The sequence below is a fragment of the Paenibacillus arenilitoris genome (assembly GCF_014705655.1).
Taxonomy (GTDB): Bacteria; Bacillota; Bacilli; order Paenibacillales; family Paenibacillaceae; genus Pristimantibacillus; species Pristimantibacillus arenilitoris.
On record NZ_JACXIY010000037.1, the window covers coordinates 12,474 to 35,106 of the forward strand.

The 22,633-nt window shown below is 58.2% G+C and carries 14 protein-coding genes; 4 read left to right on the forward strand and 10 right to left on the reverse strand.

The window, feature by feature from the left end:
- Positions 1 to 14: 14 nt before the first annotated feature.
- Positions 15 to 857 (forward strand): helix-turn-helix transcriptional regulator, encoded by an 843-nt coding sequence (locus tag IDH41_RS24950; protein ID WP_190865990.1) that lies wholly within the window; start codon positions 15 to 17, stop codon positions 855 to 857.
- A gap of 25 nt (positions 858 to 882) precedes the next feature.
- Here the strand turns inward: IDH41_RS24950 and IDH41_RS24955 are convergent, their stop codons facing one another.
- The 10 genes from IDH41_RS24955 to IDH41_RS25000 form a co-directional block, all read right to left on the reverse strand.
- Positions 883 to 1,824 carry an ROK family protein gene (locus IDH41_RS24955; RefSeq protein WP_190865992.1) on the reverse strand — a complete coding sequence of 314 codons (942 nt, stop codon included), beginning with the start codon at positions 1,822 to 1,824 and terminating at the stop codon, positions 883 to 885.
- A 35-nt stretch (positions 1,825 to 1,859) separates the two neighbouring features.
- On the reverse strand, positions 1,860 to 3,605 hold the full coding sequence (locus IDH41_RS24960) for a class I mannose-6-phosphate isomerase (protein WP_190865994.1): 1,746 nt from the start codon (positions 3,603 to 3,605) through the stop codon (positions 1,860 to 1,862).
- A gap of 71 nt (positions 3,606 to 3,676) precedes the next feature.
- Entirely contained in the window at positions 3,677 to 6,136 is a 2,460-nt protein-coding gene (locus IDH41_RS24965) for a glycoside hydrolase family 38 N-terminal domain-containing protein (protein WP_223830045.1), read from the reverse strand.
- Positions 6,133 to 7,875, reverse strand: coding sequence for a sensor histidine kinase (locus tag IDH41_RS24970; protein ID WP_190865996.1), 1,743 nt, complete (start codon positions 7,873 to 7,875; stop codon positions 6,133 to 6,135). Before IDH41_RS24970 ends, IDH41_RS24965 begins: the two co-directional genes overlap by 4 nt.
- Positions 7,876 to 7,901: 26 nt before the next feature.
- The gene (locus IDH41_RS24975; protein WP_190865997.1) at positions 7,902 to 8,783 is read right to left on the reverse strand and encodes a carbohydrate ABC transporter permease; all 882 of its coding nucleotides are present in this window, start codon (positions 8,781 to 8,783) and stop codon (positions 7,902 to 7,904) included.
- A 15-nt stretch (positions 8,784 to 8,798) separates the two neighbouring features.
- A complete protein-coding gene (locus tag IDH41_RS24980; RefSeq protein ID WP_223830046.1) occupies positions 8,799 to 9,689 on the reverse strand; it encodes an ABC transporter permease in 891 nt (296 codons plus the stop codon).
- A gap of 89 nt (positions 9,690 to 9,778) precedes the next feature.
- Positions 9,779 to 11,461 carry an extracellular solute-binding protein gene (locus tag IDH41_RS24985; RefSeq protein WP_190865999.1) on the reverse strand — a complete coding sequence of 561 codons (1,683 nt, stop codon included), beginning with the start codon at positions 11,459 to 11,461 and terminating at the stop codon, positions 9,779 to 9,781.
- A 108-nt stretch (positions 11,462 to 11,569) separates the two neighbouring features.
- Entirely contained in the window at positions 11,570 to 16,225 is a 4,656-nt protein-coding gene (locus IDH41_RS24990; protein WP_190866001.1) for a DUF7402 domain-containing protein, read from the reverse strand.
- Between the two features lie 249 nt (positions 16,226 to 16,474).
- The gene (locus IDH41_RS24995) at positions 16,475 to 18,025 is read right to left on the reverse strand and encodes a response regulator transcription factor (protein ID WP_190866003.1); all 1,551 of its coding nucleotides are present in this window, start codon (positions 18,023 to 18,025) and stop codon (positions 16,475 to 16,477) included.
- Positions 18,026 to 18,161: 136 nt separating this feature from the next.
- A complete protein-coding gene (locus IDH41_RS25000; RefSeq protein ID WP_223830048.1) occupies positions 18,162 to 18,953 on the reverse strand; it encodes a helix-turn-helix domain-containing protein in 792 nt (263 codons plus the stop codon).
- A gap of 282 nt (positions 18,954 to 19,235) precedes the next feature.
- On the opposite strand from IDH41_RS25000, the gene IDH41_RS25005 reads away from it, so the two are divergent.
- The 3 genes from IDH41_RS25005 to IDH41_RS25015 all read left to right on the forward strand — a co-directional run bounded on the left by IDH41_RS25005 (position 19,236) and on the right by IDH41_RS25015 (position 22,594).
- Entirely contained in the window at positions 19,236 to 20,729 is a 1,494-nt protein-coding gene (locus IDH41_RS25005) for an ABC transporter substrate-binding protein (protein ID WP_190866007.1), read from the forward strand.
- A gap of 174 nt (positions 20,730 to 20,903) precedes the next feature.
- Positions 20,904 to 21,773: a carbohydrate ABC transporter permease gene (locus IDH41_RS25010; protein WP_317890813.1), complete on the forward strand. Its 870-nt coding sequence runs from the start codon at positions 20,904 to 20,906 to the stop codon at positions 21,771 to 21,773.
- Entirely contained in the window at positions 21,770 to 22,594 is an 825-nt protein-coding gene (locus IDH41_RS25015) for a carbohydrate ABC transporter permease (RefSeq protein WP_190866012.1), read from the forward strand. The genes IDH41_RS25010 and IDH41_RS25015 overlap by 4 nt, the downstream gene beginning before the upstream one ends.
- Positions 22,595 to 22,633: the final 39 nt, after the last annotated feature.

The following is a 22,633-nucleotide window of genomic DNA, read 5'->3' on the forward strand; positions in this document are numbered from 1 at the left end:
GAAGGCGCTCTCCCATGAACCATCCGGTACAGCTGTTCGTCGATTCGCTGCGCATCGAATTTCTTCATATCCGAACCTATGAGCTGGATTATAACTGGCGCATCGCAAGCGTGAAGCTGCCGCAGTCCGTCTTCTGGTACGTCACCGGGGGACGGGTTCATGCTATCGTGGACGGGACCGGGTATATGGCCGGAGCGGGCGAGCTCCTCCATCTCCCCTCCGGCAGCATGCTCTCCGCGCGCCCCGTTACCGACAGGGTGACGCTCGTCAGCCTGAACTTCGCCGCGGAGGTCGCGTTCATGCCGGACCGGTCTTGGCACGAGCTGCTGCGGTTCCCCGTCCGCTTCCGCGACGGCGCCGTTCCCCCCGCCGTGCCGGATTTGCTGCGCGAAATGGCCGCGACGGCCGAGCACGGCGGCATCGCCCGCTCCATGCTGCTCCGCGCCGGCATGATCCGGCTGATCGGGCTCATGCTCGACCGGTATCTCGAGGATCCGTCCGGCGATGCCTTCCTGTCCGCGGACAGTCGGATCAACGGCGCCGTCGCCTTCCTGGCGCAAAATCCGGGGTGGCCGCCTTCCGTAGCGGAATTGGCCGAGCTTGTTCAATTGAGCGAATCGCATCTGCGCAAGCTGTTCCTGCGGCATGTCGGCATGCCTCCTCTGCCGTTCATCCACCGGATGAAGGTCGAGCAAGCGAAGCGGCTGCTCGCCGAAGGCGGCGAGCGGATATCCGCCGTCTCCCTTCGGCTGGGCATACAGGATCCGAACTATTTTGCCAGGCTGTTCAAGCAGCATACCGGGCTGTCGCCGAAAGACTACAGGGAGCGGAACCGGAACTGGATGGGCGGCGAGTGACGGCGATAATTGAACGAATCGCCGTCTAATTCGATTTCGTATCCAGCAGCTTCGATAGACCGAGCAGCACGGAAGCGTCCGGCTGCGACGATACGAGGAACCGCACTTTGCCCCACGGCGTCCACGTCCGGCCGTGCACTTCTTCCTCGATCAACGGGAGCACCGCCTCGGCGGATTTCATCAGGCCGCCGCTCAGTAAGACCGCGTCCGGATCGTAGGCATGGATTAAATTCACGATACCCGCGCTCCAATGGGAGACGAGCTCCTCCATATACGCCGCCGCAAAACCGTCCCCCGATAGCCGCGCCTCGATAACGGAAAGATAACCCATCTCGTCGGCCGCGGACAGGACGCTGTCCTTGAACGCCCGGCTTTCCATAGCCCTCGGCCTCAGCGCCCGATGGCTGGCGAATTCCTCCAGACAGCCCCGATTGCCGCAGTTGCATAGCGGTCCTTGCCGATCGGTCGTCAAATGCCCGCCGAGCACGCCAGCCTGATGATGCTTGCCCCGCAGCACTTGTCCGTCGATCATGACGGCCGTTCCGATGCCCGTGCCGAAGATGACCATGACGACGTCCTTCTCGCCTTGGGCGGCTCCGTAAGCCGTCTCGCCGATCAATGCCGCCCTCGCGTCGTTCTCCATCGCGAAAGGCATGGCGAACCGCTCCCGCACCCACCCGTCGAAGGAATAGCCGATGGCGTCCTCGTACTTCTCGTGAATGGACAAAACTTGCCGTTCGGCGCTATTGACGATGCCCGGTATCGCGATGCCGAGCCCGGTGCAATCTTCCATCCGAATGCCCTGTTCGCCCAACAGCTTCCTTACCGCCCGCTCCGCATCGTCAAGCCTGCCTTGTATACCTTGCCCCGAATAGCTAGGCATGCTCGAATGAGCCAGAATCGCGCCATTCAGAACCAAGCCGATTTTGATATTCGTACCGCCGAAATCAATCGTAATATGCGTCATCGGTTAACGGCCTCCCAACTGCCCGAACGCGAGATTTAGGAGCGGACATAGGCTTTGATCGTCGCGAGCCGGCCGCTCCGGCTGCCGCTTCCCGGCTTGATCGTGTAGGCCCCGACGGATGCCGGAATAATGAAGGTTTCCGCGTAGCGGACCGCGAAGGGCTCGAACTTCCCTTCCGGACTTTCGACCACGGCCTCGTCGCCTTCCACCAAATTAAGCATATGAAACGTGCCCTGCGTATGATGCGGAACCTTGCCCGTGAACCAATGGCGCCTCGTTTCAATGAATTCAAGCTCGTGCAGGCCCGTACGCTCCTCCGTCCACCCATCGCCTTCCCCCAACGGCTCGACCCGGTCCACCAAATTGTCGTTCACCCAAGCCGTCGTGCGTTCCCAGCTGATATTTTTGCGGCCGTGCTCGAGATGCACCGGCCGCGGCTTGCCGTCAAGCCCCAGCCGATCCCAGTCCCACAGCTTGAACGTGAAGATATAAGGCGTCGCGCTTATTTCAAGCACCATGCCGTTCGTGCCGGAGCAGTGCACCGTACCGGCGGGGATCAGGAAATGGTCATGCTTCTTCGCCGGGTAGGCGTTCACGTACCGCTCTGCCGGGAACGTGAAGCCGCCTTGCTGCGCCTTCTCCAAATCGCCGATCATCCGCTCCGCGTCAATGCCCTCCTTCAGGCCCAAGTAAACGACCGCATCGTCTTCGGCCTCCAGCATGTAGTAGCTCTCGTCCTGCGTATAGGCCATGCCGAAATGTTCCCGGATGTAAGCTTTGTGAGGATGCACCTGAAGGCTGAGCGGCTGCCCCCCGACCGTATCCAGGAAGTCGAACCGGATCGGAAATTCCGCGCCGAATCGTTCGACCACCCGTTCTCCGAGCAAATGGGCCGATTGGAAAAAAACGAGATTCAGCGCGGGCAGCTCCATCCGAATATCGCCGTACCGGAAGTACAGGCTGTTCTCCTCCGGCACGCCGTCGAACCCCCAGGCGTACGGATGCGGCTTCGGCTCAAGGCCGATGTGCTTCTCCAGCCACGTCCCGCCCCATACCCCGGGATCGAAGTAAGGCACGAGCCGGAACGGCTGCGCGGCCGCCTGCTCGAGTCCGGCGAACAAGGCGCCCGCGGTCGCCATGACGGGACGGTCCTTCGCGTTCGTATCCAAATAATAATCGGCCCGCGGCAGCACCGCCTGCTTCAATCGGTCGGCCATGCGCCATTCGACGAAGAAGCCCCGTTTATATTTTCGAAGCAAATCTTCATCCGCGTTGCCGGCCAGCCAGTTCCCGTTCTCCTTGCTCCGGTAGCGCTGCTGGATTTCCCATCTCGCCAAATCCGCGTACGCCAGCACGTCCGGCTCGGCAGCCAGGCTCGCCCCGAACCCGATGATGACGACAAGGCCATGCGATACCCGCTCAATCCTCTCCCGCAGCCGCTCCAGCTTGCTCTCGTCGTAAAATTCGTCAACCGTAAACGGAGCCATATAGCCGAATACGCGGTCGTCCGTCAAATAGCGGCTCATCTTCGCTTCCCGCCGCTCCGCGTCGATTGCCGCGTCTTCCGCATGAAACACGGCTTCGATCGGCATATGAAGCCGAATGCCTTCCTCGATTTCGCGCAGCCGGACGCCGGGATAGCACTCGATCGCTAGCACCGTCTTGGCCTGTCCCTCCGACTTCCGCCGCAATTCCGCCGCGATGGACGCATAGCCCGCCCAAATTTCCCGGTCCTTGCCGTTAATTCTGATCTCCGGTTCTTTATTGTATAAGGTGTTCATCTCGTCCTCCTGATCTAAAAACCCGACAACATCGGATCGGCTCCGATCCATTGTCGGGTTTTGAGTTGTCATTACCGGCTCCTGAAGCTGACCAAGCCTTCGTTGATGCGATGCGCCTGCGCGATCGCCGCTTCCGGCGAATTCAATTCCGCACCCCATTGCAGCGTATATCGGAACTCATAGAAGCCGCCCAGCGTGCCTTTGAAGTTCGTTTCCCAATAGTTCGTCAGCACCCACGCGTACAAATCCCGGAACTCGTCCTCGGACTGCTGCCCGTGAACCTTCCTCGTTCCGTATTCGAGCGAGCCCAATTGAATCAACGGCGTATCCTTCGCCGCCAGGACAAGCCCGCCTCGGTCCGCTACATAGGCAAGGCCTTCTTGCACGCAATAATAATCGAGCATCGTGCCGGGCAGCTGATCGATGCCGGGACGGACCAGTGCTCCCGCCTTCTCCACCCACAGCTGCTCTTCCCCGCAGCCGGAACGGAACGGCAGCGAGACATAGACGTTCTCCGGATCCCAGACGCTGTTCTTGTGCATCCGAACGGATACGTCGACCCGGAGCATGCCCGTGTACGCCGTAATGAACAAAGAATAATAACTGCAGCCTTCCACCTCGTAGAGCAGCTCTACCGTGCCGTACAACGGTCCGTTCGCCACTTCCCTCGCGCCCGTCAACCGCCCGGCATGGCGCCGCACGTCCATCCCTTTGCGGTTGCGCCCCATCTTCCTGCGCACCTCCGCCATTTCCTTCGCGTTCCCGGCAGGCGTTACTTCGTAGACCGGCGTGAACGCGGCGTGAGGGGCGCCGCTCCGAAGCAGCTGCTCCCCGGTCCGCTTATCGATCCAGGAGACGATCCCATCTCCGAGCTTCCATTCGATCCGCGCATGCGGCGACTCCACGAACGATTCGCCGATCGATAACCCCTGCTTCCCGAAGGCGTCCGGCAGCGGAATCAGGTCGTTCATGTCGTAGACCCTGTCGTTCCCTTCAAGCCTCGTGCTCTTCGCCGTATTCGCGCGGGCCTCTGCCGCCGGGCGCAGCGTATACGTGCGCTCTTCCCCCGGCGCCAGCGCGACCTTAACCGCAATCTGGTTTCCTTTGCTGACCGATTCCTTCTGGTGAACGAGAACGCTGCCCGTCCGATCGTCCACCACTTCAAGGCCGCCGCGGAACAAATCCGATTCCCATCCGCCTTCGATATAGATATAAGCCAGATCCTCCGCCTTGCCGCCGGACGGATTAATCGCTTTGTACGTGAACGGACGGCCGGCGGCCACCAGCGCCTCTCCTTTGCGGTGCGTCACGTTGTCCAGCGCCGTCCAGACGGCGCGGCTCGCGTTCGCCGCATAAGCTTGCTTGCGCACCTCGAGCTCCTGCACGAGCGGATGCCACGGCTCCCTGACGGAAGAATGGTACCCCCACGTATGCTCCGCGTACATGATCAGCTGCTGCTCCGCTTCGGCAATCAAGCTTCTGCCGGCGATTTCGCCGGTCGGGTCGAGCCGCTTCACGACTCGAAGCATGCGCTGCGCTTCCCTGTAAATTTGCGTATGCATGGCGGTGGAGGCTACGCCGTCCGACCACCAATCCGGCCAATCGCCGCGGAACACTTCAATCTCCCGGGGCTGCTTCTTCACATGCTCGAAAAATTTGGACAGCGTCGTCATTTCGATCTCGACGGACTCGCCGTGCTTCCCGTTCCATTCATGGATGAAAGCCATGACGCCCCCGTTCGGAGCCGCATTGTCCCGAAGCTGGCCCATGACGTTCACCAGCACGAAGTCGTAGGGATACGCTTCCGCTTCCAGCTGCTGCAAGTAACGGCCGATCCGCGTCTCCGCCACTTCCCAATGATTTTCCGCGACGCCCCATACCGGGAATTCGTCCCGGATCGTATACGAGAGCATCGAATCCGGATTAAGCCCCAGATCGTTGCCCATCATGTAATGTTCACCGTTCCATACGAGCAGCCGGTCGCCGGCCGGCGTCTCCCAATAGAACGGATACTGCTTGCGCCCGAGGGCGAACATGCCGTGATGCGTATGAATGCTCGTGAGCAGGTGGTCGATGCCCGAATCGATCATCGCCTGGGCGTAACCCCAGCTGTAGCCGTTAATGTCCGCGGTCATCGCCGAATCGACCCGAATGCCGATTCGGTCCGCGTAGGCTTTGGCCCTGCCCGCCATATGGGTAAGAAGCTCTCCGTCGATGAGCTCCGTCATATTCAAATAAGTGCCCGACAATTCGATATCGCCCTGCCTCAAGGCGGATGCGAACTCCGCTTTCAGCTCGTCCGTCGCCTGCTCCAGGAACCGCTCCACCGCCCAGAACGTCTCGCACATCCACTTGAAGCCCTTCCATTCCGGGCGTCCCCCCGACCGGACGGATTTCGCGATTTCGATCGCTTGGCGAATATAGTCGACCTGGAACTGCTCGATTTTTTCCTGGCGCTCCGTGTAGCCGATATCGGTATGCGAATGGTGAATCGTATAAATTTTCCACTTTCTCTTCAACGATTGATTCATGGTTCTTGCTCCCTCCGCGGTTCATCCTTGTTTTTGTTATATTTCGGCAGCACGATCGTAATGCGCGTGCCTTGCCCGGGCTCGGAATGGGCGGATATGCCGTATTGCGTCCCGAAAAAGATCCGTATCCGCTGCTGGACGTTATACAAGCCGTAGCCTTGCGATTTTTTCACGAACACGTCTTCCAATTGCCGCTCGGTCATTCCCGGTCCGTTATCCTCGACGGTGAAGACGATCGTCTCCCCATCCTCGGCTCCCCTGATGGTCAGAAGACCCCGGCCGCCGCGTTTTTGGTCGATCCCGTGCTCAATGGCGTTCTCCACGACCGGCTGCAAAATCAGCTTGATGACGTCGTACGCATACAACGATTCGTCGATATCGTACACCGCGTCGAACCGGTACTCGTGCATGACCAGCTGGATATCGATATACGCTCTCGTATTGTCCAGCTCGCCCTTCACCGGAATGATGTCGTCGCCCCGATTGAGCGTCGTCCGGTAAAAGAGAGACAGCGTCGTCGTAATGCGGCTAATCTCGTCGGCGCCGATATCGATCGCTTTCCAATTGATCAGGGAAAGGGAATTGTACAGAAAATGCGGATTGATCTGCGATTGCAGCGCCTTCATTTCCGCATCCTGCTGAATGATTTTGCTCCGGTACACTTCGTCGATCATCGCTTTGAAGCTTTTCAGCATTTTGCCGAACCGGTTCGTCAGCTCGCCGATCTCGTCCTTCGAGTCGCTGCTCGCCTCGATCTCCAAATTGCCGATCGCCGCCATATGCATCGTCCGGTTGAGCCGATGGATCCGCTTGACGAAGGAATAGGACAGCGCCCAAATGAGGATCATGACAAGCAGCAGGCAGATGCCTTCGATCGTAATCGTCGCCTTCAGGATGATGCCGGCGTTCACCGACACCGAATCGCTCGGAATGTAATAGACAATGCTCCAGCCCGGCTCGGCAATCTCGCAGGTGATCGCGATCAGCCCCGGCCAGTCCGACGCCTCGCGGCCTTCGCCGATCCATCGCCGGATGCGTTCCTCCGTGTCCTGCTCATCGAACCGCGCGTTCGCATACAAAATACTGCGGTTCCGGTCGGTGATCATAATTCCGTATTGCCGATCCCCGGCAATCGCCAGATCGGCAAATACTTTCTTCGCATCAAGCTCTACGTACAGCAGATTCCGGATGTCCTGCCGGTACGTTCCGACGAACCTGCGGGCGGCGAACAGCTTGCCGTCCTCGCTGAACCAGTTCGTTTGGACGCTCCCCATCGTTTCCTTGAACCATGCCGCATCTTCGACGCGCTTCACGGCAAGGATGGAATTCCTTCTCTCCGTCATATCGTTATCGGTATACACCGTTACTTGGCGGATATCGTTATTCAGAAACTGGATCGTATTGAACAGCGGATCCACTTTCTCCTCCAGATCCTTGTACATCTCGTAATAATCGTTATATTCATTATGAAAGACGTTGACGATGGTCGAGTTGTAGCTGATCGACTCGATCGCCGCATTGTACATTTTCACCTTGTAATCGAGACTGTCCGCCATCTTCTTCACGTTGCTCTCGATGCCGATCCTCGCCTGCTTGATCAGCAGCGATTTGGATTGGTTATAGGAGTAAGCGCCAAGCACCGACATCGGGATGATGACGACCAGCAGATAGGAGAGAATCAGCTTCTGCTTAAACCGCAAATTATTAATGAAATAGAGCACTGGGTTCAACTTGTTCATCGGCCGTCCTCTTTCCCCCGTTCCCGCTACTCCTTCACCGCGCCCAGCACGATGCCGCTCACGAAATAGCGCTGCAGGAAAGGATAGATGCATAGAATCGGAAGCATCGAGAGAACGACCTTCGCCGCGCTGAGCGTCCGGTTCGATATCGCCGACAGCCGCTTGATCTCTTCCGGATCGGTCGTATTCATGATCGAGCTCAAGGAAAGCACCAATTGTTGAATGTACGTCTGCAGCGGCCAGTTCTCCTTATGGTTCATCAGAATCATGCCGTCAAAGAAGGAGTTCCAGTGGCCCACGATCGAGAACAGCGTAATGGTAGCCATGGACGGCACGGACGTAGGCAAATAAATATGGAACAGCGTCTGCCAAGGCCCGGCCCCGTCCATGTTCGCCGCTTCGTCCAGCTCCTTCGGAATGCCGCGGAAAAAATTCATGAGCAGGATGACGCTGAATACGGGCACGGCCGTAGGCAGCACGAGCGCCCATATGCTGTCTAGCATCTTGAGCGAGCTGATCGTCATATACCACGGAATAAGCCCGCCGCTGAACAGCATCGTGAACACCATATACCACATGTACGCATTCCGGCCCGGGAACAATCTGGCGGACTTGGACAGCGGATACGCCATCAGCACCGTGACGAGAAAATTGATGATCCCGCCCAGAACGACCCGCTGCACGGAAACGCCGAACGATATAAAGAAGAAGCGGTCGCCGAGCACCTCCTTGTACGACGACAACGTAAAGTCGACCGGCCAGAAATAGACGAGCCCGGCGTTGGCTGCCGCCTTATCGCTGAAGGACAGGGCGACCGCGTACAGGATGGGCGCCAAACACAGTAGCGCCGAGAACGCCAAAATCAGGTAAATGCCCGAATCGGCTATTTTATTCGTTTCTTTCACCATTCCGATCACGCTCGCTTAGAAAATTCTGTAATTGGCATAACGGTAAGCCAGCCCGTAGGAGATCAGGATCAAAATAAAGCTGACCGCCGACTTCAGCAGCCCCACCGCAGTCGCCAGGCCGAACTGCATTTCCTGAAGACCCGTACGGTACACGTAAGTGTCGATAATGTCCCCCGTCTCATAAACGAGCGGATTGTACAGATTGAGAATTTGCTCGAATCCGGCGTTCAGCACGTTGCCGAGACTTAGCGTCGCCAGCAAAATAACCGTCGGCAGCAGCGCGGGAACGGTGATGTACAGCAGCTTCTGCAGGCGGCTCGCTCCGTCGATGGAAGCCGCTTCGTACAAGGACGCGTTGATCGAGGTAAGCGCGGCCAAATAAATAATGGTGCTGAAGCCGAATTCCTTCCACACGTCGCTGGCGACCAGGATCGGCCTAAACCACGCATTGCTGGACAGAAACATGACGGGTTCCCGGCCGAACCAGCTCAAAATTTGATTCACGAGCCCGTCCAGCGTCAGCATGTTGATCAGGATGCCCGACAGGATGACCCATGACATGAAATGCGGCAAGTACACGACCGTCTGGATCGTCCGCTTGAACAGGACGATTCTCGCTTCGTTCAGGAGAAGCGCGAACACGAAGGGCACGACGAGTCCGGCCGCTATTTTCATTAACGCGATCGAGATCGTGTTCACGAAAATTTGCTTGCTGTCGGGCAGCGAGAACATGTAGCCGAAATTTTCCCAGCCTACCCATTCGGAGGCGAAAATGCCTTTGGTCGGAATATAATCCTGGAAGGCGATGGCCACCCCGAACATCGGCACGATGCTGAAAATAAAGAGAAGAACCGCACCCGGTATTAACATCAGGTGATAATTCAGGATAAAGCTTCTGTTTCTCAAAGACGCAACCCCTTTCTTCGCCGGGTTAGGCGGTTAGGCACCAAGACGGAAAACCCGATGCCTAACCGCGACATGCTGCCGGTGTCCGGTTATTGCCCTGCTTCCTGCTGCACTTCCTGGGTAATTTCGTCTCCGCCCTGCTTCTTCCACTGCGCGACGAAATCGTCGAAGCTGTCCAGCGGCGCGTTGCCCGTAATGATCTTCAGGAACGTTTCGTTCTCAAGCTTCGTCAGATTGGTGCCTTTCTTCGCCATCGTTTCCGTCTGGCCGTAGAAGACCGGCTCGATCCTGTTCAGCTTATCCGAGCCGACTTCGCTGCCGCCGACATAGTAAGCCAGGTAGTTGGCGTAGGCGGCGATATCCTGCTTCGGATTTTCCAGGTTCTTCACGATCGAATCGTATGTGGGCACTTGATCCGCAGGCAGGCTCGCGCTGTCCTTCGCCTCAACGGCGCTCTTCAGCCGCAGGTACCCTTCGTACACCGTATTTTCGTTGTTCAGCTGCAGGTTCAGCGGCCAGTTCAGCCAGCTGACGCCGAGGCCCTTGTACAGCTCGGCGGCGGCGGGGTCCTTCAGGCGAAGTCCCTCGTACTGGACGCTGAGCGTTTTGACGATCGCTTCCGGGTGCTCGAAGCCTTTGCGGACGACGAGATACTGGCCCGACGGCTTGGATACGGCCAGGTTGCGCTTGCCGCTTTCGTCCAGAGGAGCCGTCAAGGCGATCCAATCCGCCTTCGCGTCGTTCTTGACCGAGTCCGAGAGCATCCAGCCCGCGAACCAAGGGGCGAACAGGATGCCGGCTTTGCCGCTTGCGACCTGCGCCGCATTGTCGTTCCATTTGCGGGTGACGAATTCTTCGTCGATGAGGCCGGCCGCGTACATCTCGCGCAGCTTGCCGAGGGCGTCCTTCATCTCCGGGGCGATGGAGCCGTTCACGACCGCGCCGGACTCGTCTTTCAGCCAATAGCCCGGATAAGCGCCGTATGCGGCGAATATCGGGTCGAAGGTGAAGAACGCGCCGTCCGTCGCCAGGTTCGGGTCGCCCAGCAGGCCGACCGTATCGGCGGCGCCGTTCCGGTCCGGATCCTGCTCCTTGAACGCCTTGGCGACGGCCGCGACTTCGTCGAGCGTGGAAGGCGCTTGCAAATCGAGCGTCTTCAGCCAATCCCCGCGAACCCACAGCAGCTGGTTATTCCCCGCGATATTCGTATCCGGCAGCGCCAGCATCTTGCCGTCCCTCTTGACCGCGTCCAGCACGCGGCCGTTATAGGAATCGTAATATTGTTTGATTAACGGGGACGCGTACTTGTCGTAGGCCTCCGTCAGATCCGCCAGCATATCCGCTTCGGCGAGCTGTTTATATTGATTCTCGTCGACGATCATGACATCCGGAATTTGGGAGCTGGCGATGGCGAGGTTCACCTTCTGCTTGTACGCCTCGCCGTCTTCCACCGAGAAATCGTACTGGACTTTAATATTTAATTTGTCCTCGACGTATTTCAAGAATTGGTTGCTCTCCAGCGTATCGCCGGCCGGAAGGTTGTTCCCCGCGACGCCCTGCCTTCCCAGCGTGAACGTGACCGTCTCCTCGTACGGCGCGAGAGGATCCGCGTCCGCCGCGGCATTGTCCGGCTTATTTTGCGTATTCCCCGTTCCTTCCGCCGCCGCATTCTGTTCGTTTGCGCCGTTCCCCGAATTTGCGTTCTGGCTGCAAGCCGCCAAGCTCGCCGTCAGCGCAGCAGCCATTACAAGCTGCATCCATTTTCCTTTCACCCTTACTCCCCCGCTTCATCGATAGTGGTTACGCCTTCATCATATAAAACAGCCGGTTCATCCGAAATCCAAAATATTTTCGATTCGTTTCACTATTTTACGGAATGGTCAATAGATCCGGATTTCGGACAAGCCCACGTTGTCTCCTGCTCCGCGAAGGTCCAACTTCACCCAGGTCACGGTCTTATCCGGGAACGTAACGGCTTTCCCTTCGCCGTTCGCGGGAATGTCGGCCACTTCGACGGATGTGCCGTCGCTGAAGGTCAGCGTGCCGCCCCTGGCGTCGTCGAGCAGATTCATCCGGTCATGCAAAATGATCCGATTAACGGTGCGCGGCTCCGACCATTCCAGCCGGATCCAGGGCTCCTTCTCGCCGAGCGAAGCCCACTCCCCGGCCCCTTGCACGGCGATGACGCCGTCGGTTGCTTTCGAAGCGCCGTAATCGCCGTTATATTCCGAAGAAGCCGTTGCGCTTGCCTTGGCCGCGGCGTTCTCCGCCTCGAACACCTGGATCTCGGAGAGGCCGACATGGCTGCCTTCGCCTCCCGTCGCCTCGAACTTGATCCACGTTACCGCCCTGCTCGGGAAGGAAACCGTCTTGGCGGAGCCGTCCGCCGGAATGTCCGTCACTTCGACGCTGCTGCCGTCGCTGAACGTCAACCGCCCGCTGACGGCGTTGTCGGCCGTATTCGCGCGGTCGTACAACGTAACTTGGTTGACCACCTTGCTCTCCACCCATTCCAGGCTAAGCCATGGCGTCCTCTCCCCCTTGGACGACCACTCCCCGCTGCCGTGCACGCCGACGATGCCGTCCGCCGCTTTGGCCGGCGCGTTGCCCTCGTCGTACCACGACGAAGCGGACAGGATCGCCTCTCTGGCCAGATTGGCCGGCTCGAATACTTGGATCTCGGATAAGCCTACGTTGCCGCCCGCTCCGCCGGTCACCTCGAACTTGACCCATGAAATCGTTTTTTCGTCGAACACAACATCCTTTGCCGCGCCGTCCGGGGAAATGCCGTCCACCGGGATGACGCTGCCGTCGCTAAACCGCAAATTGCCGGCCAAGGCGTTATCGTCGAGGTTGATCCGGTCATAGAGCGATACTTTGCTTACCTTCTTCGGTTCGTCCCAAGCCAGCTCGATCCACGGATTCGTCTCCCCCGCGGAAGCCCATTCGCCGCTGCCGTGCAAGCCCGAGACGCCGTCTACCGCCTTGGCCCCGCCGTAATCCGCGTTGAAGGCCGAAGATACGGTTACTTCGGCAAGCGGCGCGACATTGCCGCCCGACACGGCTAATTCCGGCGTCGTTACCGCGACCGGACCGCTCATCCCGGACAGGTTCCCCGCATCGTCATAGGCCTTGACCGAATAGCTGTACGTGGTGCTGCCGGCCGCCTCCGTGTCCAGGAAGCTGCGGTAGAAGCCGCTTAAATCCTTGATCTCTACCCCGTCGCGGTACACCTTATAGCCCTTCACGGACACATTGTCCGAAGACGGCTCCCAGGACAACGCCACCCGGCTTGCGCTCCGGGCATGGCCGTCGAGTCCGGCCGGCGCGGTCGGCGCGGCCGTATCGCCGATGGAGCCCGCTGCCGGCTGCGCGGCATCGGACGGCAGGCCCTTCCGTCCCGCATTTACGGCGCGCACTTTGTAGAAGTACGAACGCGTCAAGCCCGGCACCACTTGGCGGTCGAGGTAATGGCTGCCGCTAACCGAAGCGAGATAATGGCCGGCGCCCGGCTCGAAGCCGCTTTCCGTTCCGCGGTAAATTTCGTAGTGGGAGATGCCTTCTCCCGGAGCCTCATCCCACGTCAGCTGCGTCCCGTAATCATCGGTTACGCCCTGCAGATTCCGTACCTTGGCCGGCGCTTCGCCGCCCGTCAGCCGCAGCGTCTTCCAGCCGTGGCCCTTGATCGTAAACGAGACGGTGCCGTTCTTCAGAGCGAGCGGCGACCGGTCGTTCTCGACCAGATCCGTTTCCGCGACCGCCTCGGGCTGCAGGAAGCCGACGTCAACCGTCACCTTCGTCTCGCGGCCCAGCGTTTCGTTAAAGCGCAGAATCGTCCCTTCGCCGCTTGCTTCCGCCAGCTTGGCCGTCGTCAGCACGACATTGTCTTTATCGATGCCGATGAATTGATCCTTCTCCGCGGCGAGACTCGCTCCCCCGGCTTGGCTGCTTGCGATTACCTTCGCCTGCAGCGCGTTCGAGGCGTTCATCCCGAATTGGTCCGCGCGCCCTTCCTGCCAGCTGCCTCCCTGATGCGGGGCAAGCGAGTAGTTGAACGTGACCGGACCCGGCTGCGTCTTCTGGAAGTTCGTATGCCACTTATTGTTGAAGACGAAGCTGTATACCCACGGATTGTCCGCATGGTAATCCCAGTCTCCCATCGCCGATCTTCGCTCGCCGTACTGCACGATCGGATTCGACAGCGGCGATAGCGTAATGCCGTAGTCGTCTTTATCCGAAGCGTCGATCCAGCGGTTTACCGTGAAATAGGCGGTGCTCGAGCCGTAAAACTGTTCATTGTCGCGGTCCCGGATATTCGAGCCCGCGAACGGCTTCACGGCTCCGCTCGGCATTTCATGCCGCAAATCGAAATTCGGCACGTTTAACGGAAAGACGAAAAATCCTTCCTCGTCCTGCGTGCCGTACGAAGGGGCGTCCGCTTTGTCCACTTCGTTCACGATATCGATTCTCGGAATGCCGTCATACAAAACGACCTTCCGCTTCATGCCGTTAAGTCCGGCCGTCGCTCCGTCGGCCGTCATGGTTGCCATGACCGGCCCGCTCGTGCCCGTCAGCTGCGCTTGCTTCACCGTGAACGTCGAATACAGCTCGGGACTCATCAGCTTCGTCGTATGGTAGACGAATTCGTTCATCCGGTAAGGCGCCGAGGCGTCGACCATTTCCTTGCCTCCGTTCCGCTTGTCCACAATGCTCGCGATCGCGCCCGTCTCGTCGAACGTCACTTTGAAATAGTCGTTCTCCATGGTCGAATAAGTCACTTGAATGCCGGAAGGGAATTGCGGTTCCTCGGCCGCAGGCAGCGCTTGAAACGTTTTGTATCCGAGCCCCGGCACGTTCTTCGCGACAAAAGCGATCTTGCCTCCATCCATCCGTTGATAAGGGACGGCCTCTCCCGTCTCCGCGTCTTCCAGCGTGAAATGCTCGGGAAGCCCGGACGTTTCCACCGTCGCCAGATCGGAGCGCTCCCACGACAACGAATTGTAGACCGCTATCGTCCCTTCGTCCGCGGGGATCAAAGCGCTGATCGCGCCCAAGGAGTCGTCGATCAATCGGTCGGCCTGCCTGCTTGCCGCAAGCGCCGTGTTCCGCTTCCACGCCCACTGCTCATCCGCCTGCGGGAACGCATTGCCCCACGAGTGCTCGTCGAACAAAATCATATTGTCATAGGCCGATAAAAGCTGCTCGTACGGATAGGGATTGCCGGCATCCGCGCTGCTCGCCATCGTGGCGAAAAACTCCGCGGCCGGCACCTTCTCGTGGTTCTCCTTATTGATTCCCGTCTCGTAGGAGGCGGAGGAAACCCCGTAATTCCACCAGCCCTCGATATTGCCTTTGAACGTCGGAATTTCTTTGTCGTAATGGCTGTCGATATATTCGAAATAATCATTGACCGTGGAGCTGATGAACGACGGATACACATAGTCGCGCCCGTCGGCATTTTTTCTGGCATTCAGCTCCTTTATGTTCTGCTGCACGGACGCCGTTACCGGCTTGTTGTCGTACGGCGTGGTGAAGTCCGCGATGATCGTATCGTACGGATAGTCTTCCCGATGGTAGCCGCTTATCACTTTCTCGGTTACGTTCGCGGCCGTTACCTTGCTGTCGGCATTTCGGAAATCGAATTCGTCCGTGCTGTAATGGCCGTAGTTGTAAGCGAGCACTTTATTCCGAGGGTTCAACCCTTCGTAATAAAACAGCTTCGGATACGCGAACAACGGGTCCGGATTTTGCCTCATCATCAAGTACTTGATCCCCGATTCCGCCATCGTATCGATTGCCGCCCACGAGAAGGAAGGATCGTCGGACATATACAGCAGCTTGTTGGAAGGGACGCCGAGCTTATCCTTCAGCAGCCGTTCCGAATAATAAGCCATCCGCGCCAGCTGCTCCGTCCCGAGGCCCTGATACACCTGATTGACGTAGCTGCTCGGATAGGTCATGGCGCCTTTCCGTAAGCTTTGCTTCAGCTTCTCGATCCAGTCGGCGTTTCTGGCGTTCCACGCCGATTCGTACAGCATGTAGGACGCTTCGACGGGATAACGGAACCGGTCGTTCTCATCCAAGCCTTCCGTCTCCTCCGCCTTCTGCAGCGCCTCATCGAGAAAGCCCGGGAAGATCGTCCCGTTCAGCTGTTCCTGCGAGTCGGTGTAGCCGATATCCATATGGACGTCGTGCGCGACGAAAATTTTCCAGTGGCGGATTTTCTTCTGCTCCTTCGTCAATCGGCCCAGCGGCCTTCCCTTGCCCTCGTCGTTGCCGTAGACGGAGAAGGTCACCTTGTCCCCGTCCTTGCGCAGCTCGGCCACATCGACGACGACCTGATTGGTCCCGGCGGCCAGCGTTCCGATCGGCTGCAGGTACGGCTTGCCTCCGGGCGCGTCGATTCTAACCCAAGCCTCGGTGCTTTCCCCGGCGTTCTCGATCGTGAGCCGCGTCTCCGATTTGAGCTTGCCCTCGTCCTCGATCATCCAAGGCGTCTGCTTCACTTCGGTAATGGCTATCGGTTCCTTCTCCATGCCGTAGGCGCTCCCTCCCGTCCAGCATTGCGCAAACATAACTGTAAGCGCTAACAAAAAAGTTGGTTTGCTCTTCCTCATAACGTCCTCCCTCATAGCTTCTAGTGGCGATTCAATCTAATGGTAAGCTTGCGCCGGAGAGGAAGAAATCTCACATTTTTTCGATCCGTTTCATTTTTTTTCGATCATTGCGGGGCCGGTCGGTCGCTCGCATGCCAAAAAGACCGGCCGGCCTCGCGGCCGCCGATCTTATCCCGCTCCGTTCTCCCGGTATTTGGCCGGCGTCGTGCCGGAATAGTTTTTGAAGGTGATGCAAAAGTACGAGGAATTGCTGTAGCCGACCGCCTGGGCGATGTCCACGATTTTCATATTCGTCTGCTTGAGCAGCTGCTTGGCTTTCTCCAATCGGACTAACGTCAGCTGCTTGATCAAGCTCCGCCCCGTCTGCTTTTTAATGAGATAGCTTAAGTAGCTCGGGGTTAAATACACCTTCTCGGCGATCGATTCCAGGCTGATGTCGTGCATATATTCGGAGTCGATGATGTCCATGACGGAACGGATGACCCGGTTCGTCTCCTCGGACCGCTCGCCGCCTTCCTGCTTCGATCTCAGCTTCCCGATTTCCCGGGCAATCAGCTCCTTAAGCTGTTGAAGATCGCGGCAGCCGAACACGGTTTCGATCATCGGGCTGAACGGCTCTGCGGAATTCGCTTGCGCATGCAATTTTTTCACGATTTCGGAGATTAGGTATTTGCAATAGAGAACCGACAGGCCGTTGTTGTTCTCCAAGTGGCTCCACAGCATCGGAAGCATTCGCTCCGTCCCGTCGTAATCGCCCAGCTCGATTTGCTTGTACAGCGTATCGAGAATCGTCTGCGCCTGATTCCCTTTGCCCGCAAGTCCCGCGGCCTCGTTCGGGGCGGACAATACCGCGCTGCCTTCGACAAAAAACTTGTAATCCAGCGTTTGCTCCAGCCGGTTGTATTCCGCCGCGATTTGCCCGGCGTCATCGATGATTCCGCTGTGCACGATGACGACCTGCTCGCGGAAGCGCTCCCGCAATTGCTGAAGAAGCTGCCGGGCAAATTCCTCAGGGTCTGGCGCCGGTCCGCGGGCGTCGTAGCGGAATAGGATGACGCTTTGGTACTCGTTCAAGTTAACGCAGTCGAAGGCGCCGCTTGCCATCGCCCCGAGCATGCTCGTGAACTCCGTATACGATGCGTCAAAAAATTTGCGTTTATAATCGGCCAGAACGAGCAAAAACGACTTATCCGCGTAGCTCTCGTCCGGCAGCGGGGAGCGGCGGTCCGCCTGCTGCTCCCGCAAAGATCCGCCGAGCCAGTCAAGGAGCTGCTTCTCCTTCGCGTGCAGGGTGCCGATCCTGTAGTCTTCCAGCATCTTCTCGTGCCGTTCCCGCTCAGCTTCCCTGCTTCGAAGAAGCGCGATGATATCGGTCATCGTCCGGTTAAACTGGTCAAGCACCATCGGCTTCAGCAAATAATTGACCGCTTTGACCTCGATGGCTTTGCGCGCGTAATCGAATTCCCCGTAGGCGCTGTAGATGACGATTTCGAGCTCCGGATGGCATTTTCTGGCCTGCTCCGCCAGCTCGAGTCCGTTCATGAACGGCATCTTGATATCCGTGAACAAAATATCGATCTCGCCGCGGTTAACGATCTCGAGCGCTTGCTCGCCGTTCTCCGCCTCCACGATCGTCAAATCGTATTGAAATCTCTTAATGAGAGACTTTATTCCGTTCCGTTCGATCGGCTCGTCGTCCACGATCAATATGGCCGGCACGCTCATTCCCCCTGGTTACGCGCAATTGTCGACATGCTAAGAACGCCCTATCATTATACAACGGCCGAATTCAGGCGTATTTATGGATATAAGACTTGTTTTTGCACGATTAGGACATGGGCGGGCGTCGACGCGCTCAGGAGAACAAATGCGACAGATCCGCTTGGCTCCCCTGGGCTATGAAATCGGTAGGCGACATGCCGCTGTGCTTTTTGAACATCCGGAAAAAATACGACGTGTCGTAGTAGCCCAAATATTGGGCGATGCTCGTCACCGTCATGTCGGAATGGAGCAGCAGGTTGCACGCCTCCATGACGCGGAGCTGATGCATGTAGCGGATCGGCGATTGCCCGTACACTTCCTTGAACAAGGCGGTTGCGTAATTCGGCGATCGGTGGATCAGGCGCGCCAGCTGCTCGATTTCGACGGGCTCGCGGTAATGCTCGAGCAGATACGACCGCATGATCTGCGCGTAGCTCTGCTTCATCGGCGCAAGCTCCGGCTTCTCCATCTCGCGGGCCAGCATGCCGAACAGCTCCTGCAAGATCCCGAGGCAAATAAAGGAGCGGAAGCTCTTGTCGCCCCTCATCTCCTCGAACAGCCGCTCGCAGCGGTGGGAAGCGTACTGGAAACCCGCGATTCGCAGCTTGACGAACCGCCCCTGATCGAGGAACGGAATCCCCGTGCCTAACCCGGTATTTAATGTAAACAGGATCGTATGCTTCTGATGCGGGCTGTCCAAGTAATTGGAGCCGCTTCTTCTCGTTCCCTTCGGAATGAAGAGCATATCCCCCCTCTCCGCTACGATCTCTTCCCCGTTAATCTCGTATTTGACCTTTCCTTCGCGAACCAGCACAAGCACGTTATACCCGATCGCCTCCATCTGGGTCCGCCAATTCGGAATGAAATGATCGAAATGTACACTCATGATCTGAAACACGCCTTGCACCTCTCTACGCTCGATTATTGATTGAATCCTACCATATCGGCCTTTCTCCGTAAACAACCTTTCGCCATTCTCGCGAACACAAAAATATGACAATAGAAATGTACATCAAAAAAGTGAAATGTACATGGACTGGCCGATAAGGCATCGCCTATAATGCTGCTAAAGCGACAAAAGAAAGCGCTAACACAATGAGCTGCGCCTAAAAGGGAAACCGCTTTCTCGATGCGCTGAAGTTCTCATTCTCATAAGGGAGGGTTCGGTTTGAGAGGAATCAAGAAAGGGTTATGGGGAATGGTTCTATTGCTGTTGATCGGCCAATTGGCCGCTTGCTCCGGCTCCGGCGAAAACAATAAAACAAGCGCCGGCGGCAGCGGCGAAGCGGACGGGCCATCCGAAACGGTGACGCTGCGGATCATGGATTGGAGCGACAGCATCAAGACGGTGCGGGAGGAATTCCACAAGCGGTTCATGGAGAAATACCCGAACATTAAGATCGAATATACGCAGCTGACCATCGACCAGTTCAAAAATACGGTGCTGACCGCCGTCAAATCGGGCGAGGCGCCGGATCTATTCCCGGTGCCGACGGGCATGAAGCTGTCCGCGCTCGTGAAGGACGGCTGGTTCCAGCCGCTCGATCCTTATCTTGACCAGAGCTTCAAAGACAAGTTCGTGGACGGCACATTCCAGAACGGAACGACGATGGCGAACGACCAAATCTATTCGATCCCGGAGGCGGCGTCGCTGCCGAGCAGCCTTGTTTTCTACAACAAGAAGCTGTTCCGCGAAGCGGGACTGGATCCCGAAAACCCGCCGGCTACTTACTCCGAATTCCGCGAAGCGGCCAAGAAGATCACGGAAGCGGGCAAAGGCCGCTACTACGGCATGATCGAAGGCGGCAAGCAGAACAACCGCTGGACGACGACGGCCAAGGAGTGGGCCTCCCTCGGAGGCGCGGGACTGAGCGGCAGCTCGCCGATCAATCTGGCGACCGGCGAGACGACGTACGATTCGCAGGAGGTGCTGGACGTGTTCGACTTGTTCGCCGGCCTCAGAGACGACGGCAGCTTCCACCCGAACACGATGAGCATCTCGGCGCCGGAAGCGCGCGCGCTGTTCGGTCAAGGCCAGGCCGGGTTTATCGTGCAAGGTGCCTGGTGCATCGGCGTATGGAACAAGGAAAACCCGGATCTCGAGTACGGCGTTATGGCGCCTCCCGTTCCGGATTCCGGCCGCAAGGGCTCCATTCCGGTGCTGAGCAGCCAGCCGTGGATCGGCTTATCCGCGGACAGCAAGCATCCGGAGGAAGCGGCGCTCTATCTGAAGGAGTATTACGGCGGCGACTACTTCCAGCAGGAGCGCGTATCGTCGGGCGATGCGTTCTCCGTCGTCAAGGGCATCAACGAGCAGTATTCCAAGGTCGAACAGCTGAAGCAGTATTACGACATCGTCCAGGAATACGGCCGCCTCATCCCGGATCCGAATATCGGCAATCCGGCGAGCTCCGCCGTGTTCAACCAATTCAAGGACGTGCATCCCGATCTCGGCGAGCTGCTCGGCGGCACCGTGTCCGGGGCGCTGAAGGATTACAAGACCCCGCTTGCTTCCTATTCCGCGCAGGTCGACAAAGCGTGGCAGGCGGCGATCGAGGCTGCCAAGAAGGAAGGCGCGGCCGTCGAGGCCTCGGATTTTGTTTTTGAAAACTGGGATCCGATGAAGGACTTCATGCCTGAAGATTACCGGACTTCGAAATAAGGGAGACGGATGGCGGCGCGATGGCCGGCTGCCCGGAGATTGTCTCGCCGTCCGCTCCCGCATGGGAAAGAGGGGATCCTCCTGAGTCAAACAACGATTGCGCAGCCGGGCCGCGAAATAGCCGTACGCCGTACGCCGCGCTCGAGGAAAATCGCCTTATGGTGCTGGTTGTTCGTGGCGCCGAACCTGATTTTTTTCGCCATGTTCCAAGGCTGGCCGATTATCGTCAACTGGTATTATTCGATGCTGGACTGGTCCGGGATCAGCTCGGACGCGAAGTTCATCGGCCTCGGCAACTTCAAGGAGCTCATCGCGGACCCGTACTTCTGGAACGCCTACAAGAACAGCTTCCTGTTCATGCTCGGCGCGGTCCCGCTGCTGCTCGTCCTCGGTCTGCTGGCCGCCGTCGTCCTGAACAATCCGCTGCTGAAGCTGGCCAAAATGTACCGGACGCTGTTCTTCATCCCGGTCGTCACGACCGCTTCCGTCGTCGGGATCATCATGGTCTATATATGGGGCTCCGAGGGGGCGGTCAATTACGCGCTCATGAAGCTGAACCTGCTCGACCAGCCGGTCAACTGGCTCGGCGACCCGCACTGGGCGATGTTCACCGTCATTCTTATTTACGTATGGAAGAACCTCGGGATGAACATGATCTATTGGCTGGCCGGATTGCAGAGCATTCCGAGGGAGCTGTACGAAGCGGCCAAGGTGGACGGCTCGACGCCGGCCAAAACCTTCGTCCACATCACCGTTCCGCTCATCGTACCCGTCGGGCTCGTCATTACGCTCCTTAACGTCTCGGGGGCGCTCAAAGTGTTCGACATGATCAAAACGATGACCGATGGCGGCCCGTTCTTCGCGACGGACGTCGTCTCCACCTATATTTACCGGTTCGCGTTCTCCAGCGAAATCGGGCTCCCTCGGCTGGGGTACGCTTCGGCGGCCGGCATCTTCTTCGCGTTCACGATCGTGTTGATCGCCGTCCTGCAGGCGGTTATCCGCAAAATGATCGGCTCTGCCGGAAGGGGGCGCGGCGCATGAGGGTCGTACCGAAAGTTTTCGTTCACGCGGCGCTGCTGCTCCTGTCGTTCGTCTGGATCTACCCGTTCCTCTGGATGGTGTCCGCATCGTTCAAGACGCAGACGGAGTTTTTCGAGAAGGGGCTCAGTCTGCTTCCCGAGAGCTGGGATACGTCGAACTTCGCGAGGGCGTGGACGAACGGCAAGTTCGAAAGCTACTTTCTCAATTCCGTCATCGTGACGGTTACCGTCATCGTCATCGTGCTCATCATTACGTCCGCGTGCGGCTACGCGCTCGGGCGGTACTCGTTCAAGGGGAAGGGCGTCATATTGGCCGTCCTCGGGGCGAGCATTTTTGTCCCGTTGGAGTTTTCCATCATCCCGGTCTTCCAATTGATCAAAGACATGGGGCTGATGAATTCGCTTGGCGGCATCATCCTCGCGGAATCCGGCGGCGGCCACGTGCTGTTCGTGCTGCTGTTCGCCAGCTTCTTCCGCCAGGTGCCGAAGGAGCTCGAGGAGGCGGCCACGATGGACGGCTGCGGCTTCGTCCGCACCTATCTCAGCGTCATTCTGCCGCTCTCCAAGCCGATCATCGGGAGCGTCGTCATCATGCAGTTCATCTGGACGTGGAACTCCTTCCTCCTCCCGCTCGTGCTGACGCTGAGCAGCCCGGAGCTGCGCACGCTGGCCGTCGGCCTGTACGCCTTGCGCGGCGAGAACATCGTCGACTGGACGGGCATCGCCGCGGGCGGCACGATCGCGCTCGCTCCGATCATCGTCATCTTCCTGTTCCTGCAGCGTTATTTCGTGGACGGGATGTCCGGCGCCGTGAAGGGGTAGCGGATCGGGGCATGATGAAAAATAATGAATGGGAAAGGA